We start from the raw sequence: 14,240 nt of genomic DNA on the forward strand, positions 1-14,240 counted from the left end.
GTACCGATGAAAAACATTCTTTCTATTCAATCGCATGTGGTGTTTGGGCATGCGGGCAACAGTGCGGCTGAATTCCCCATGCGCCGTATGGGCGTTAACGTCTGGCCGCTGAACACTGTGCAGTTTTCAAATCATACCCAGTACGGCAAATGGACGGGCTGCGTGATGCCGGCCAGCCACCTGACGGAGATCGCTCAGGGGATTGCGGCCATCGATCAACTGAAAAACTGCAATGCGGTGCTGAGCGGCTATATCGGTTCGCCGGAGCAGGGCAACCATATTCTCGAGGTGGTTCGTCAGGTCAAACAGGCTAATCCGGGCGCCTGGTATTTCTGCGATCCGGTGATGGGGCATCCTGAGAAAGGCTGCATCGTTGCGCCGGGCGTGGCGGAGTTTTTTTGCCAACAGGCGCTGCAGTGCAGCGACATGATTGCGCCAAACCTGCTGGAACTGGAACTGCTGAGCCAGCGGGAAGTGACTGACGTCGGGCAGGCGGTAAGCGCAGCACGCGAACTGATCGCCAAAGGGCCGAAGCTGGTGCTGGTCAAACACCTGAGCCGCGCCGGCTATCATATCGACTGTTTCGAAATGCTGTTGGTCACGGTGGACGAAGCCTGGCATATCAGTCGTCCGCTGGTGGATTTTGGCGTTCGTCAGCCAGTAGGCGTGGGCGATCTGACCAGCGGTCTGTTGCTGGTCAATTTACTGAAAGCGGTGGCGCTGGATAAAGCATTGGAGCATGTGACCGCAGCGGTATATGAGGTGATGCTGACAACCCAGGCAATGGGCGAGTACGAACTGCAGGTAGTGGCGGCGCAAGACCGCATCGTGCAACCGAACTGCGAATTCAAAGCGGTGAAACTGTAAGTTCTGTAGCCCCGGCCGAGCAGCCGGGGCTTGGGATTATTTCAAACCTTCGGCGTTCAACGCCGCATCCACCGCTGGCCGCGCCGCTACGCGATCAAAATACGCTGCCAACTGGGGGTGTTTTTTGAGATCGAACTGTTGGGAAATGGCCCAGCGCAAAACGGTAAACAGATAGGCGTCCGCTACGCTGAATCGGTTTCCCAACAGGAAATGCTGCTTCGCCAGCACGGAGTCCAAATAGCTGAACTGCTGCTCCAGTTTGGCGCGTGCGATGCTCTTGTATTCATCCGGCGTTTTTGGATTAAACAGCGGGCTAAATCCCTTGTGCAATTCGGTCGCAATATAGTTCAGCCACTCTATGGCATGATAGCGCGACAGCGTACCCGCCGCCGGGATCAGGTTACGATCAGGCACGCGGTCCGCCAAATACTGCACAATCGCCACGCCCTCGGTCAGCAGGCTGCCATCATCCAGCAGCAGCGCCGGTACCTGTCCTTTGGGGGTGATCGCCAGGTAGTCTGCGCCGCTTTCGGTCTTTTTCTGCGCCAGATCGACCTTTTCCGCCGTAAAATCCAGGCCTGCCTCGCGCAACACAATATGTGGGGACAGAGAACAGGCGCCGGCTTTATAGAACAGTTTCATCGGAAGCTCCTTGATTGTGATGAATGACAGGCATGCTTAACCTCTGATCTTAGTTCCATAACGCTAAAATTACAGCGGGTTAGCTGACATATTTAGCTAATCAGCGCCTCTTCCGGTTGTAACTGCGCCAGAGTCACGGCAATTTGCTGTTGCAACGGCGGTGGTACGATTTGCATCGGCGAACGCAGCTCGTTGCGGATCAGGCCCTGTTGAGCAAGAGCGGCTTTGACCGGCGCCGGGTTGGGGAAACTGAACATCTGGTGGATCATCGGCAACAGTGCATAGAAGTTCGCTCGCGCCGCAGCCAGATCGCCGTCGGCGACTTGCTGCACCAGTTGCACAAAGCGCTGCGGGTAAATGTGCGCGGAGGCGGAAATCGCACCGGTACCGCCCAGGCACAGGGTGGTGAGGATCAGGTTATCTTCGCCGGTCATGACGTCGATCTCGCCGTCGTCAATCAGCGCCATGGTTGTGTCCGGGTTACCGCCGCAGTCCTTGATCGCCTTCACCTGCGGATGGCGTGCGATCTTCCTGATAGTTTGCAGTTCCATCACGATGCCGGTGCGTTGCGGGATATTGTACAGGATCACCGGCACGCTCGAGGCATCGGCAAGTTGGGTGAAGTAATCCACCAGGCCGCATTGCGATGGGCGGATGTAATAGGGCGCGGGGATCAGCACCCCGGCGATATCGCGCAGTTGGATCTCCTGCTGCATCTGCAGGGTGTCCAGCATGTTATTGCCCGATAACCCCATCACCACCTGGCTGGCAGGCACGACGTCCAGCACCGCGTCGAGCACCGCCAACTGTTCTTCTTTGCTTAACGCCGCCGCTTCACCGGTGGTGCCGCAGACCACCAATCCGGAGACGCCGGAGGCGATCAGGTATTGCGCCAGCCGTTTAACCGCAGGCAGATCGACGGCGTTATTATTGAATGGGGTAACCAGCGCAACCCAAATACCGGAAAATGAAGCCATAATAAGTTCCTTCAGTGCAAACGACAGATAAGCCAGATGAGAAAATGCCAGAGGATATCCGCCGATAATGAATATTCTTCATTATGCTGTCAATTTACAACTTCTTGATAACATTGTTATTCATGATTTGAATGGGCTGATGAGTTTGGCTAATGAATCGGGGCAATAAAAAACCCCGCACTGGCGGGGTTTTCGTACGGCATTAACGCGGTGGGCGGGTGCTGATTGAAGCGGACCAACTGAAGGTTTCGCCGCTGGGTTTGACCCGGTTGGCTTTACGTTCGGCACGCGTCGCTTTTTCAATTTTCTCGCGGGCGGCCATGATGCGTGCCACGACTTCATCCTTGGTCTTGTTGTTCTCGGCATTCGTCAGTTCCCGGCCGAGGTTTTTACGCGCCTTGTCCAACTCGGTTTTTACTTCACGTTGCTCGCTTTCCGTCATGTCTTTCAGCGTCAGTTTTTTCATCGTTGCAGCCTGGTCAGTGAAGATAGTTGTCAGTGTACAGCAATTATTGCGGCGAAGATGCCGGTAGCGTAACGGAATCGATGCGTTTGGGGGCATTAACAGCGATTTTCACATTTCTTCCAGCAACTCGCTGAGGAAGCGACGCATGCGCTCGGTGCGTTCCTGTGCCATTTGTCGACCGGCCGCGGTCTGAAAGCCTTCCTGCAGCTTAAACAGTTTGGTTTCGAAGTGATCCAGCGTGAAACGCTTATCGTCATATTGGCGCTGTTGCGCCAGCGGATCGGCGGCATCGTACAGCGCGCTGCGCATACGCCCGCCGATGTAGAAACAGCGCGCCACGCCAATCATGCCGATGGCGTCCAAACGGTCGGCATCCTGGATGATTTTCGCCTCCAGGGTTTCCGGCGTAATGGCGGCAGAAAAGCTGTGCGCTTCGATGGCATGGACCGTTTTGGCGATGTCCTGCGTTTCCCAATCCAGTTGCGCGAGCGTCAGAGCGGCTTTCTCCGCCGCCATGCGTGAGGCCAGGTGGCGCTGCGGCGAGTTCTTTTCTACCGCGACGCAGTCATGCAACAGCACTGCCGCACACAGAATGCGCCGGTCGCCGCCTTCCTGAATGCTGATCTGGCGGGCGTTTTTCCATACACGGTGCAAGTGGGCAACGTCATGCGAGCCATCGTCGGAATCGAGGGTCAGCGGCAATAGCGCCTGCGCCAATTCCTGATGGGGTGAGAAAGGCCGCAGCAATGCCTGTGGCAGCAGTGGAAAATGCACGTTTTGCTCCTTGGTGGCGGTAATTGTTAATCATCATAGCAGCCGCAGATGAGGCGGTTATGACACCGCAGTAACAGAATTGTTTACTGTATTGCAATAGACTATTGCCGTAATTACGGTTTTTGTACCGGAATAAGCAACCTACAATAGCCTCATTCCGGTCATCCCCGCCTGGTGTTAGCCTGTGTCTGCGGGGCATGGCCGGAATATCCCGCTAATGCCACAGGAGAACAGACATGCCAACGAATCTGGAAATTGTACGCGCTACCTATGAGGGTGGCAGTGCCGAAGTGAACGGTCGTAACCTGCTGGCGGCGTTGGCGCCCGAGGCAGAATGGACCGAAGCGGCAGGCTTTCCTTATGCCGGTACCTACGTTGGGCCGCAGGCCATTTTTAAAAATGTTCATCAGCGTTTAGGGACAGAATGGCAGGGCTACCGCGCCGACGTCGAACACTTCTACGATGCCGGTGAAAACGTGATTGCCCAAGGGTTCTATCATGGCACCTATGGCGCGACCGGCAAATCATTCACTGCATCCTTTGCGCATATTTATCAGCTGCGCGAGGGGAAAATCGTCAAGTTCACGCAAATCGTGGACAGCGCAAAAGTGCTGGAAGCCATGCAGGACTAAAGGCCACTGTGCTTGCCGTATTTACGATCGTACTCCCGCCGGTAGCCGCGCGCCTTGTTGCGATCGCGGATCCACAAATAGCCGCACACCAGCGCGACTGCGCCTGAAAAGGTAATGTTGCGCATATCGCGGTCATAGCAAAACACCAATACAGCATCCATCGCCGCGACAAAGGCAATCCATTTGTACATATGGGATTGCCGCCGCGTGGCCGCGTTGAGGCGCTTTAACTGTCTGGCTTCGTGCATAACCGGTTTTTGCTGCATAACTTTCCGCGGGTGGTAATTCTCTTAGCGATAAATTACCAGAATATTCCTGATGGCGGCAAAGGTTAACGCACGCCGCGCCGCTGTTTTTCCCGCCGGCATTCCTCCGCTGAAAATCTGCGCACGAGGTAGTGAATAAACCCCAAAGCATGATACGTTATCTATTCACTATTTGTGTTTTTTTATTCATCCGGGGGCGCAATGATTGTCAGGACCTGGCACGGGTGCGTGCCGTTACGGCATCAGCAAGGATTTACCGATCATTTAACTGTCACAGGGCTGCAGCATGCTGAAGCTACGGCTGGAAATCTTGGTGCTTTTGTTCGCCAAGAGGTCCAGGGCCAGTATGCGCACTTCTTTCTGGCCACCTACTGGGAGTCTCTGGCGGCGATAAAACGTTTCGCCGGCGAGGATTATCAGGTAGCGGTCACTTATCCGGACGATGAAGCCTTCGCTTTAATTTCAGATCCTTATGTCTTTCATCATCGGGTTGATGAAATCGCCGCGCTGTAATTGTCAGGTTAACTATGAACAGGGGATAGTATGAACAACAAAACGATACGCCCGGAAGATGTGGTTCAGCAGCAGCTGGATGCCTATAACGCCCGCGATATTGACGCCTTTATGGCGTACTGGGCGGAGGATGCGCAGTATTATGAACATCCGGATACGCTGCTGGCCAGCGGCAAGGCGGAGATCCGCGAACGCCATATTGCGCGTTTCAAGGAACCAAGCCTGTACGGTGAGCGGGTCAAGCGCATGGCCTTGGGCAGCATGGTGATCGATCAGGAAGTGGTTACGCGCAATTTCCCGCAGGGGCGCGGCAAAATGGACGTGATCGCCATTTATGAAGTTGAACAGGGCAAGATCGTGAAGGCCTGGTTCAAAGTCGGCCCGTGCGAGCTGGATGAGGGCGCATTATAGCGCCCAATCTCACAGCGCCACGACGGCTTCGATCTCCACGCATGCCTGTGGCGAGAACAGTGCGTTGACCGCGACCAGTGAACAGGCCGGCAACGCACCATCGAAATAATCAAACAGCACGGGCCGAATTGCCTGCAGATCGCCAATGTCAGTCAAAAACACGGTGATTTTAATGAGCGCCTTGAGATTGTTGCCTTCGGCGGCGGTGATGGTCGCCAACTGCTCCAGAATGGCCTGCGTCTGTTGCTGCGCCGTTTGCCCCTGAGCTTCGGTGGCGAAGGCCGTTAGCCCGGAGACATACAGCGTATCGCCGTGGCGCACCGCGTGGACATAAGGCCCACCCGGCGTAGGCAACTGCGGATAATTAATGCGCTTCAATGACGTCATGATAAAAACCCCGCAAGATTAATTAAAAAAACAGGCAAACTTGGTTAGGATACTGCAATTAACACCGGGAATACGCCGAGAACTGTTGATTTCTAATAGTATCACCGGTGCCAATTTTTCACCGTGATTGCCATCAATAAGGACGCCTGCTCGCAATGAATCCGGCCTTTATTCCCTATGTGCAACGCTGGCAGTTGGAACCTGACGGCAAAGCATTTGAAACTCACAGCAGCCTGCTGATGCCGGTGCGGTATCAGGGCGCTGCCGCCATGCTGAAAATCGCCCGCGAACAGGAAGAGAAGTTCGGCGGGTTGCTGATGTGCTGGTGGCAGGGCGAAGGCGCTGCGCGAGTGCTGGCCTGGCATGAGGACGGCATCCTACTGGAGCGTGCTCAGGGCAACCGATCGCTGGCGCAAATGGTGCGAGACGGCGACGATCGGCAGGCGACGACCATTCTTTGCCAGGTGGTTGCCCGTCTGCATGCGCCACGTTCACAGCCCTTACCGGAGCTTATTCCGTTGCACCTGTGGTTTAACTCGTTGTGGCCGGCGGCGCAAGCCCACGGCGGCATGCTGCGGCTCAGCGCCACGGCGGCGGCGGAGCTGCTGACCAGCCCGCGAGAACAGAGCGTGCTGCACGGGGATATTCACCACGACAACGTACTGGATTTCGGCGAGCGCGGTTGGCTGGTAATCGATCCCAAACGCCTCTACGGCGAACGCGCCTTCGACTATGCCAATATCTTCTGCAACCCCAATTACGGCATTGCCACCGATCCGGATATTTTCCAGCGCCGCGTGGAGCAGGTCTGCCAATTGGCTGGCTTGGAACGCCAGCGTTTGCTGCAATGGATCCTTGCCTGGGCGGGGCTGTCCGCAGCCTGGTTTATGGAAGACGGCGAAGCGGCGGATATCGATTTTCGGGTAGCGGAGCAGGCTGCGCGCGCGCTGGGCCTGCCGCTGCCGGAGGGGGACTCAGGGTTCACCCTCCCAATAATCGAGCGACGCTGAAGGACGTTGCAGATAGCGCACCGGTTGGCCATTTTTGCGCTGGGCTATTGCCTGAAACTTGCCTGAGTCCGGATATTCCACCAGTTCAGGCTGCTCACGGGTGCTGACGGAAAGATATTTCAGCGGTACCGCCGAAGTGTTGATGATTTGGTGCGGGTATTCCGGGCCGGGTGGGATAAAAATAACGTCGCCGCTTTTGATCGGCAATTGCTCACCGGCGACCCGCAGCGTTCCGGTTCCCTCCAGCACGATAAACATTTCTTCCTGCGCATAGTGAAAATGATAAGGGCAGGAACGCATGCCTGGCGCCACCACGTCGATGGACGCTCCCAGCTTGTTGGCGGCGGTGCCGGTGCCTAAACGGGCGCCGACGCTGTCATATAACGGCGGACGGCGATCGTGAGTTTTTTCGACTTCTTCAAGATTGCGGATTAAACGCTGGGCTAACAGCGCGGCGTTATCATTCATAAGCCATATGCTCCATCGTGACAATGTCACTTAATGATTGACTGTGGTGGTAAAAGCCTCTAAGCCCGCCGAAGCTATACGCATCAACCTTTATCGTTTTGCACCGTGCACGTTCTCCGGTGGTTAAACCAGCCTGGGCGGCGTTTCGGCTGTGGCCAGAACAGTGCGCCCTGACCCCCGCCCGGGATCTGCCATACCGCGCAATCATAAATAGTGAAGGCGTTGCCAAATTTATCGACTCGCAGGCCTTGATATCCCTGCGCGATGCCTTGGCGGGTGGTCTTATCCAGCAATTGCTGGCGTTCCGCGCGATCTACCGGCGAGGCGCTCAATCGCGAAGGCAGCGCAATAAATTCATCGAAGGAATAACCGAAACACTGTTGCGCACAATGATTGGCGTAGATAAAAACCGGGTCCACGCCGCCTCCGTGAGCCAACAGGCTGTACGGCGCCTGTTGGTGCAGCCAGAGAAAATGCTGGTCGGCAGTAGCGGCCTGCGGCCCAGGCAGGCCGCCGCCCGTCCACTGGCGATAGGCGGAATCGATACGCTGAATCAGATCAATCAGCTCGGAAGATGGCATAGCGGCTCCCTTAACGGATCCAAAGCGGGGCAATAATTGCCCCTTTGACAGTTAAGCAGAAGATCGCTGAAGCGGAAAAGAATTACGCCTGGATTAATCCATCGTGCGCCGTGGCAGAGACAAAATGAGATGCGCGATCGCTCCGCCGATAATTCCCCAAAATGCAGAGCCGACGCCGAGCAGCGTCACGCCGGAAGCGGTGATCAGAAAGGCGATCAGGGCGGCATCGCGCTGTTTTTCATCCTGCAACGCGCGTTGCAAACTGCCGGCGATAGTGCCGAGCAGCGCCAGCCCGGCAATGGTGTGGATCAGCGCCGGCGGCAACGCACTGAACAACATGCCGATAGCGCCGCCGAATAGCCCGGCGAGCAGATAAAACACCCCGGCGGCCACGGCGCCCATATAACGGCGCTGCGGGTCGGGGTGCACGTCCGGCCCCATGCAAATGGCGGCGGTAATGGCGGCGATGCAAACGGAGAACCCGCCGAACGGTGCCAGCAGCAGTGCGGTCAGCGCCGTCCAGCTGATCAGCGGCGAAGTAGGGACGCGATAGCCTGCGGCCTTCAGCGTAGCGATGCCGGGGGCGTTTTGCGATGCCATGGTCACCACAAAAAACGGCACGCCAATACCAAGCAGCGTCGACCAGGTAAAATGCGGTGCGATAAATTCCGGCACCGCGAAAGCCATCGGTTGCTGAGAAAGATGAATGGTCCCCTGCAACGCCGCAATAGCCAGCCCCACCAGCAGCGTCAGCACAATCGCATAACGCGCCAGATAGCGGCGGCTCACCAGATACACCAACCCCATCCCGGCGCTGAGCACGAAATTTACCTGTAACGAAGCAAAAGCGTCCAGACCGAAGCGCAGCAGGATCCCCGCCAGCATTGCCGCCGAAATCGCCTGCGGAATGTAGTCCATCAGCCGGGCGAACAGCCCGGTGACGCCGCACAGCAGGATCAACCCGGAGGCAAAGATAAATACGCCAATCGCTTCGTTGATCGGCGTGCCGGGCAGGCTGGTGACCAGCAGCGCCGCGCCAGGGGTCGACCAGGCTGTCAGGATAGGTGTGCGGTAATACAACGAAAGCCCAAGCGAGGTAACGCCCATTCCCAGCCCCAGCATGCTCAGCCAGCCGCCGATCTGCACTGGCGCAGCACCGGCCGCCGCCGCGGCCTGAAAGATAATGGCCGCGGAACTGGTGTAACCCACCAATACCGCGACAAAGCCGGCCATAACGGCGGGCAGGGTCAAATGACGCAAAGAGATGGCTGGGCGCATGGCAGACTCCGGCTATAATTGTGCGTTATAACGCACGGCGATGAATGAGCATAGCATCGTGCGTTATAGCGCACAAGTGGCTATAATCAGCCGGAATTCAGAACGGGGGAATCATGCAGGAACTGTCCGGCCATCTGGCGCAAACATTGAAATCGCTGCGTGCGCAGCGCGGCTGGAGCCTGGCTCAGGCGGCTGAGAATACCGGCGTCAGCAAGGCGATGCTGGGGCAGATAGAACGCGGCGAATCCAGCCCAACGGTGGCGACGCTGTGGAAAATCGCCACCGGTTTTAACGTGGCGTTTTCCGCTTTTTTGGAGATTTCGCCGCTGCAAGAGCAGGCCACCTTGCACCGTTATGGCGATGCGCCGGTGTTCAACCAGTACAACGCCGATATGCGGGTGGTGCCGCTGTTTCCGTTCGACAGGCAATTGGGTTTCGACATGTTCGTTATCGACCTGGCGCCGGGAGCGCTCAGCGAATCGTCGGCGCACGAACCGGGCGTCATCGAACATGTGATCGTCATCAGCGGCCAGTTGGAACTGGCGGTCGACGGTCAGTGGTACAGCCTGGCCAGCGGCGAGGCAATGCGCTTTCAGGCCGATCGGCCACATGCTTACCGCAACGCCAGCCAGGAGACGGTGCGCATTCACGATCTGATCCACTATCCTAAATTTTGACTCAACGGCACGGGCGCAGGCTTTGACTCCACTGCGTCAACGATCTACCTTGTTGAAAATGAGTCTTATTTATCCAGGAAGGAGAACTTGATTTTGCCGGTTAGCAATCGACGCCAGTTTATTAAACTCAGTGCACAAACTGCAGGAGCCGTATTCGCGATGACTTCATTACCGAACAGTGTCCGCCTGGCGATGGCGGCGGAGGGCGGCGCCAGCGCCACCGATGAGTTCCTGTGGCTGGAAGCGCTGCAGGGCAAGGCCGCGCAGGCATGGGTCAAGCAGGAAAACCAGCGTACCGCTGCGCGTTTTGCCCAAGGCAAAGGCTTCCAACAGGTGGAAAAACAGGTGCTGGATATCCTGAACAAGGACAGCCAAATTCCGTGGGTCGCCAAGCGCGGCGATTACTACTACAACTTCTGGCAGGATCAAACCAATCCGCGCGGGCTATGGCGGCGCACCACGCTGCAGGAATACCGCAAGGCCAACCCGGTCTGGGAAACGGTGCTGGATATCGATGCGCTCGGCAAGGCGGAGGGCAAAGACTGGGTGTTCCAGGGTTCCGTGCCGTTACCGCCGGAGTATCGTTATTGCCTGCTGGAGCTGTCACCGGACGGCGGCGACGCCACAGAAATACGCGAATTCGATCTGGTCAGCAAAGCGTTTGTGAAAAACGGCTTTGTGCTGCCGGTGGCGAAAAGCCAGGCATCGTGGATTGATAAGGATACGCTGTTTGTCGCCACCGACTTTGGCGCAGGTTCGATGACCCAATCCGGTTACGCGCGCATCGCCAAACGTTGGCGGCGCGGCACGCCGCTGAGCGCCGCCCAGACGCTGTATGAGGCGCAACCGCAGGACATGGTGGTGTTTGCTTACCATGACCATACGCCGGGGTTTGAGCGTAGCTACGTGGGCCGCAGCCTGGATTTCTATCGTCGTGAAACCTTTGTGCTGGCCGAGCAGGATCGGCAAATCAAAATTGATATCCCCGCCGACGCCGAGTTCAGCACGCACCGTGAATGGCTATTGATCAAACCGAGCAGCGACTGGGACGTGGGGGGGACGCGCTATCCTTCAGGTTCGCTGCTGGCGGCGCATTTCGATGATTATCTGGCGGGAAAACGTGAACTGACGGTGTTATTCACGCCGACCGCGCAGGCGGCGCTAAGCGGTTATAGCGGTACGCGCGACCACCTGATCCTCAGCATCATGGACAACGTGGTAAACCGGCTGGAAGTGCTGACGCCGCAGGGGAAAAGCTGGCAGCGCAGGCCGCTCGGCAAGCCGGGCGCCATCAGTACGATCTCCGCCGGCGGGATTGACGATGAAACCAACGATTATTTTCTGACCATTGGCGGGTTCCTGCAGCCGACTTCGCTGTACCTGGGGAATCTCGACGGTGGCGAGGCCGAGCTGCTCAAGCAGGGGCCGCAGGACTTTGACGCCGGCGGTTATCAGGTCAGCCAGCATTTTGTCGCCTCCCGCGACGGCACCCGCGTGCCGTATTTCCAGATTTCGGCCAAAGATATCAAGCCGGACGGCAGCAACCCAACGCTGCTGTACGGCTATGGCGGTTTTGAAGTGTCGCTGCTGCCGGGTTACATGGGCAGCAAGGCTCCGGCCTGGCTGGAGCGCGGTGGGGTGTATGTTGTGGCGAATATTCGCGGCGGCGGGGAATATGGGCCGACCTGGCACCAGGCGGCGCTTAAGCAGAACCGCCATCGCGCCTATGAGGATTTTGCCGCCGTGGCGCAGGATCTGATTGCGCGAAAAGTGACATCGTCACAGCATTTGGGCGCGCGTGGCGGCAGTAACGGCGGGCTGCTGGTGGGTAACATGCTGACGCTGTACCCGCAGCTGTTCGGTTGTATCGTTTGTGAGGTGCCGCTGCTGGACATGCTGCGTTATACCCAGCTTTCCGCCGGCGCTTCCTGGATTGCCGAATATGGCGATCCGGCCAAAGCGGAGGAATGGGCGTACATTAAAACCTTCTCGCCTTATCACAATATCAAAGCGGATGTGCCTTACCCGCCGGTGCTGTTTTACACCGCCACCAGCGACGATCGCGTCAATCCGTCGCACGCCCGCAAAATGGCGGCGCGCATGCAGCAAATGGGCTATCAGCAGGTCTATTTCTATGAGAATACCGAGGGTGGGCATAGCGCCGCCGCAGACAAGAAACAGGCTGCGTTCCACAGCGCGCTGGTCAGCGAGTTTATGTGGGCAACCCTGAGCGGCAAGTCGCCGGGCTGAGAAGGGAGATAGAGGCTGAAATAAAAAACGGGGCGTTGTTGAGGCGCCCCGTTTTTTTGTCTGTCCGAAACCGTTATCAGCTAACCGCTGCGGCGGCCTGCGCTTTCTTTTCGGTGTCTTCTGCGGTGTCGAGCGTCATGCGGTACAGCTTCGGTGCGGTCAGCATCATCAGAATGGCAATGACGGCGGTGACGATACCGATTTGCATAAACACGTGACTGTAGATAGCCAGCGATGCGTGCGCATCGTTGATGTCGCTTGGTACGGCGGTCAATCCTGCGACCTTGCCGGCAATCAGCGCGGCGGCGGCGGTGGTCAGGAACCAGGACCCCATGATAAAGCCCATCAGGCGTTGCGGCACCAGTTGCGCCACCATGGACAGACCCAGGCCGGAGATCATCAGTTCGCCGATGCTTTGCAGCCCATAGCTCAGGATCAACCAGTTAACCGAAACGATGCCCTGTTCGTTGGCGAAGCTGGCGCCCCACGGCAGTACCAGGAAGGCGCCGGAGCACAGGATCATACCGAAGGCGAACTTGTGCGGCATCGGCAGACGGTCACCCATCTTGTTATACAGCGCCGCCAGAATCGGGCTGGCCAGCATGATCCAGAATGGGTTCAGCGCCTGATACTGTTCAGGTTCAAATGCCACACCGAGGATACTGTGCTCAACGTTATGGATGGCGAAGAAGTTCAGCGAGGTCGGCATCTGGGCATACAGCACGAAGAACACCACCGCTTCCAGCATCAGCAGAAAGGCGACGATCATCTTGCGGCGCGCTGCGCCATGCAGCGTAAAGGCTTCCTTGGCGAACACGACAACAATGCCCAGGGAGATAATCGCCAGCGCCCAGCGGGCAATGACCTGGTTGTGCAGCAACCAGCTTGACAGGGCAACCAGTGCCACGATGCCCACCAGCACCATCAACAGCTTCTTGACCTGCAGCGGTTTAAAGTCCGGCTTGGAGCCGTGTTGTTTCACCCATTTGTGGCACACCATAAAGTTGACCAGGGTGATCAGCATGCCCACCACGCTCAGTGAGAACGCGACGCTCCAGCCATATTTCGCCGCCAGCCACGGGGTCGCCAGCATCGACAGGAAAGAACCGATATTGACGGACATATAGTACATGGTGAATGCACCGTCCAAACGCGGGTCGTCTTTCTCATAGCAGGTCGACAGCAGGGAGGATGGGTTCGCCTTGAACAGGCCGCTGCCCACGGCGATGGTCGCCATGCCCAGATAGACCCAGAAGATTTCATGGCCGGAGTACGCCACCATGGCATAACCGACGGCCAGTACCAGCGCACCCAGCACGATCACGCGCTTGGAGCCCAGCACTTTATCCCCCAGCCAGCCGCCGATGGCAACGAAGCCATACACCAGAGCGCTAAAGGACGAAAACAGGGTAATGGAGTCGGCTTCGCTCAGGCCAAGCATTTTGACCAGATAAACCGCCATGATGCCTTGCAGGCCGTAATAACCGAAACGTTCCCACAGTTCGATCGAGAAGATCAGGTAGAACGCCTTAGGTTGTTTGAAGGCGTTCAGACTGACGCCTTCAGGGTGTTTGCTGTTGTTGTTTGCAGTTGACACTGGTACCTCTGATTTTTCACTGCCCCGTCTCGTAGAGACGAGAAATTGCAAAAGGTGATGCAGGACTGCATCCTTCTGCGTTGTTATAGGATGGGATGACGGCGGTTAATGTTCACTATCTTTGTCAACGAGGCAAGCCGTTTGTCATACTCTGTTACATATAACGTTCGCGTTGTGAAACAACCATGTTGCAAATGTTATTCAGCATTAACTTTTGCCTCGATTTGTTTTGGCGAGTTTTTGTTTTGATTAAAAGCTATACGGAATTTAATTAGTGATATATTCTGCTGTATTGTCTTTTTATAGTTGATATCAATGCTTACGATCTTCAACTCACTGGATTGTTGTGCGCAATGGGTGTTTTGTAAAATTATAGAAATTTAAGACAATGGGGCTGGCGGTTGTGACGACGATGTGATCGTGAAAGCGTGATTTATACCGCAA

17 protein-coding genes are annotated in these 14,240 nt (G+C 56.7%); 7 read left to right on the plus strand and 10 right to left on the minus strand.

The features are described 5' to 3' along the window. Nucleotides 1-6 precede the first annotated feature (6 nt). Nucleotides 7-867: a pyridoxal kinase PdxY gene (gene pdxY / locus ACTJJ1_RS04915; RefSeq protein ID WP_409442543.1), complete on the plus strand. Its 861-nt coding sequence runs from the start codon at nucleotides 7-9 to the stop codon at nucleotides 865-867. Nucleotides 868-903: 36 nt separating this feature from the next. Here pdxY and gstA read toward each other — a convergent pair whose 3' ends face one another. The 4 genes from gstA to ACTJJ1_RS04935 form a co-directional block, all read right to left on the minus strand. Beyond that, complete coding sequence (gstA, locus tag ACTJJ1_RS04920; protein WP_004943818.1) at nucleotides 904-1,509, minus strand: glutathione transferase GstA; 606 nt, start codon at nucleotides 1,507-1,509, stop codon at nucleotides 904-906. 92 nt (nucleotides 1,510-1,601) lie between these two features. After that, complete coding sequence (dapA, locus tag ACTJJ1_RS04925; protein WP_122288873.1) at nucleotides 1,602-2,486, minus strand: 4-hydroxy-tetrahydrodipicolinate synthase; 885 nt, start codon at nucleotides 2,484-2,486, stop codon at nucleotides 1,602-1,604. A 202-nt stretch (nucleotides 2,487-2,688) separates the two neighbouring features. Next, nucleotides 2,689-2,952 (minus strand): DUF3811 domain-containing protein, encoded by a 264-nt coding sequence (locus ACTJJ1_RS04930; RefSeq protein ID WP_006324956.1) that lies wholly within the window; start codon nucleotides 2,950-2,952, stop codon nucleotides 2,689-2,691. Between the two features lie 108 nt (nucleotides 2,953-3,060). Further along, complete coding sequence (locus tag ACTJJ1_RS04935; RefSeq protein WP_004943827.1) at nucleotides 3,061-3,726, minus strand: HD domain-containing protein; 666 nt, start codon at nucleotides 3,724-3,726, stop codon at nucleotides 3,061-3,063. A gap of 236 nt (nucleotides 3,727-3,962) precedes the next feature. On the opposite strand from ACTJJ1_RS04935, the gene ACTJJ1_RS04940 reads away from it, so the two are divergent. Beyond that, on the plus strand, nucleotides 3,963-4,358 hold the full coding sequence (locus tag ACTJJ1_RS04940) for a nuclear transport factor 2 family protein (protein WP_004943831.1): 396 nt from the start codon (nucleotides 3,963-3,965) through the stop codon (nucleotides 4,356-4,358). On the opposite strand, the gene ACTJJ1_RS04945 is transcribed toward ACTJJ1_RS04940, so the two are convergent. Then, on the minus strand, nucleotides 4,355-4,624 hold the full coding sequence (locus tag ACTJJ1_RS04945) for a hypothetical protein (protein WP_004943833.1): 270 nt from the start codon (nucleotides 4,622-4,624) through the stop codon (nucleotides 4,355-4,357). The genes ACTJJ1_RS04940 and ACTJJ1_RS04945 overlap by 4 nt on opposite strands. A 201-nt stretch (nucleotides 4,625-4,825) precedes the next feature. Here ACTJJ1_RS04945 and ACTJJ1_RS04950 point away from each other — a divergent pair, with 201 nt between their 5' ends. Together ACTJJ1_RS04950 and ACTJJ1_RS04955 are read left to right on the plus strand one after the other, a co-directional pair. Then, entirely contained in the window at nucleotides 4,826-5,137 is a 312-nt protein-coding gene (locus ACTJJ1_RS04950; protein ID WP_037430818.1) for a hypothetical protein, read from the plus strand. A gap of 30 nt (nucleotides 5,138-5,167) precedes the next feature. Beyond that, nucleotides 5,168-5,548, plus strand: a complete 381-nt coding sequence (locus ACTJJ1_RS04955; protein ID WP_004943837.1) for a nuclear transport factor 2 family protein — start codon at nucleotides 5,168-5,170, stop codon at nucleotides 5,546-5,548. Between the two features lie 9 nt (nucleotides 5,549-5,557). Here the strand turns inward: ACTJJ1_RS04955 and ACTJJ1_RS04960 are convergent, their stop codons facing one another. Continuing rightward, complete coding sequence (locus tag ACTJJ1_RS04960) at nucleotides 5,558-5,935, minus strand: RidA family protein (protein ID WP_440832594.1); 378 nt, start codon at nucleotides 5,933-5,935, stop codon at nucleotides 5,558-5,560. 155 nt (nucleotides 5,936-6,090) lie between these two features. Here ACTJJ1_RS04960 and ACTJJ1_RS04965 point away from each other — a divergent pair, with 155 nt between their 5' ends. Beyond that, nucleotides 6,091-6,945, plus strand: a complete 855-nt coding sequence (locus ACTJJ1_RS04965) for an aminoglycoside phosphotransferase family protein (protein WP_004943842.1) — start codon at nucleotides 6,091-6,093, stop codon at nucleotides 6,943-6,945. Here ACTJJ1_RS04965 and ACTJJ1_RS04970 read toward each other — a convergent pair. The 3 genes from ACTJJ1_RS04970 to ACTJJ1_RS04980 form a co-directional block, all read right to left on the minus strand. Continuing rightward, on the minus strand, nucleotides 6,910-7,413 hold the full coding sequence (locus ACTJJ1_RS04970) for a cupin domain-containing protein (protein ID WP_004943844.1): 504 nt from the start codon (nucleotides 7,411-7,413) through the stop codon (nucleotides 6,910-6,912). The two genes, ACTJJ1_RS04965 and ACTJJ1_RS04970, sit on opposite strands and share 36 nt — an antisense overlap. Before the next feature lie 83 nt (nucleotides 7,414-7,496). Next, entirely contained in the window at nucleotides 7,497-7,994 is a 498-nt protein-coding gene (locus tag ACTJJ1_RS04975; RefSeq protein WP_004943847.1) for an MEKHLA domain-containing protein, read from the minus strand. A 93-nt stretch (nucleotides 7,995-8,087) separates the two neighbouring features. Beyond that, nucleotides 8,088-9,272 carry a benzoate/H(+) symporter BenE family transporter gene (locus tag ACTJJ1_RS04980; protein ID WP_004943850.1) on the minus strand — a complete coding sequence of 395 codons (1,185 nt, stop codon included), beginning with the start codon at nucleotides 9,270-9,272 and terminating at the stop codon, nucleotides 8,088-8,090. A gap of 113 nt (nucleotides 9,273-9,385) precedes the next feature. On the opposite strand from ACTJJ1_RS04980, the gene ACTJJ1_RS04985 reads away from it, so the two are divergent. Together ACTJJ1_RS04985 and ACTJJ1_RS04990 are read left to right on the plus strand one after the other, a co-directional pair. Further along, nucleotides 9,386-9,949, plus strand: coding sequence for a helix-turn-helix domain-containing protein (locus ACTJJ1_RS04985; RefSeq protein WP_004943852.1), 564 nt, complete (start codon nucleotides 9,386-9,388; stop codon nucleotides 9,947-9,949). A 159-nt stretch (nucleotides 9,950-10,108) separates the two neighbouring features. Next, a complete protein-coding gene (locus ACTJJ1_RS04990) occupies nucleotides 10,109-12,199 on the plus strand; it encodes a prolyl oligopeptidase family serine peptidase (RefSeq protein ID WP_440832597.1) in 2,091 nt (696 codons plus the stop codon). A 76-nt stretch (nucleotides 12,200-12,275) separates the two neighbouring features. Here ACTJJ1_RS04990 and dtpA read toward each other — a convergent pair whose 3' ends face one another. Next, nucleotides 12,276-13,796 carry a dipeptide/tripeptide permease DtpA gene (dtpA, locus tag ACTJJ1_RS04995; protein ID WP_440832599.1) on the minus strand — a complete coding sequence of 507 codons (1,521 nt, stop codon included), beginning with the start codon at nucleotides 13,794-13,796 and terminating at the stop codon, nucleotides 12,276-12,278. Nucleotides 13,797-14,240 lie beyond the last annotated feature (444 nt).

The organism is Serratia sp. 22264, assembly GCF_052045345.1.
Classification (GTDB): domain Bacteria; phylum Pseudomonadota; class Gammaproteobacteria; order Enterobacterales; family Enterobacteriaceae; genus Serratia; species Serratia plymuthica.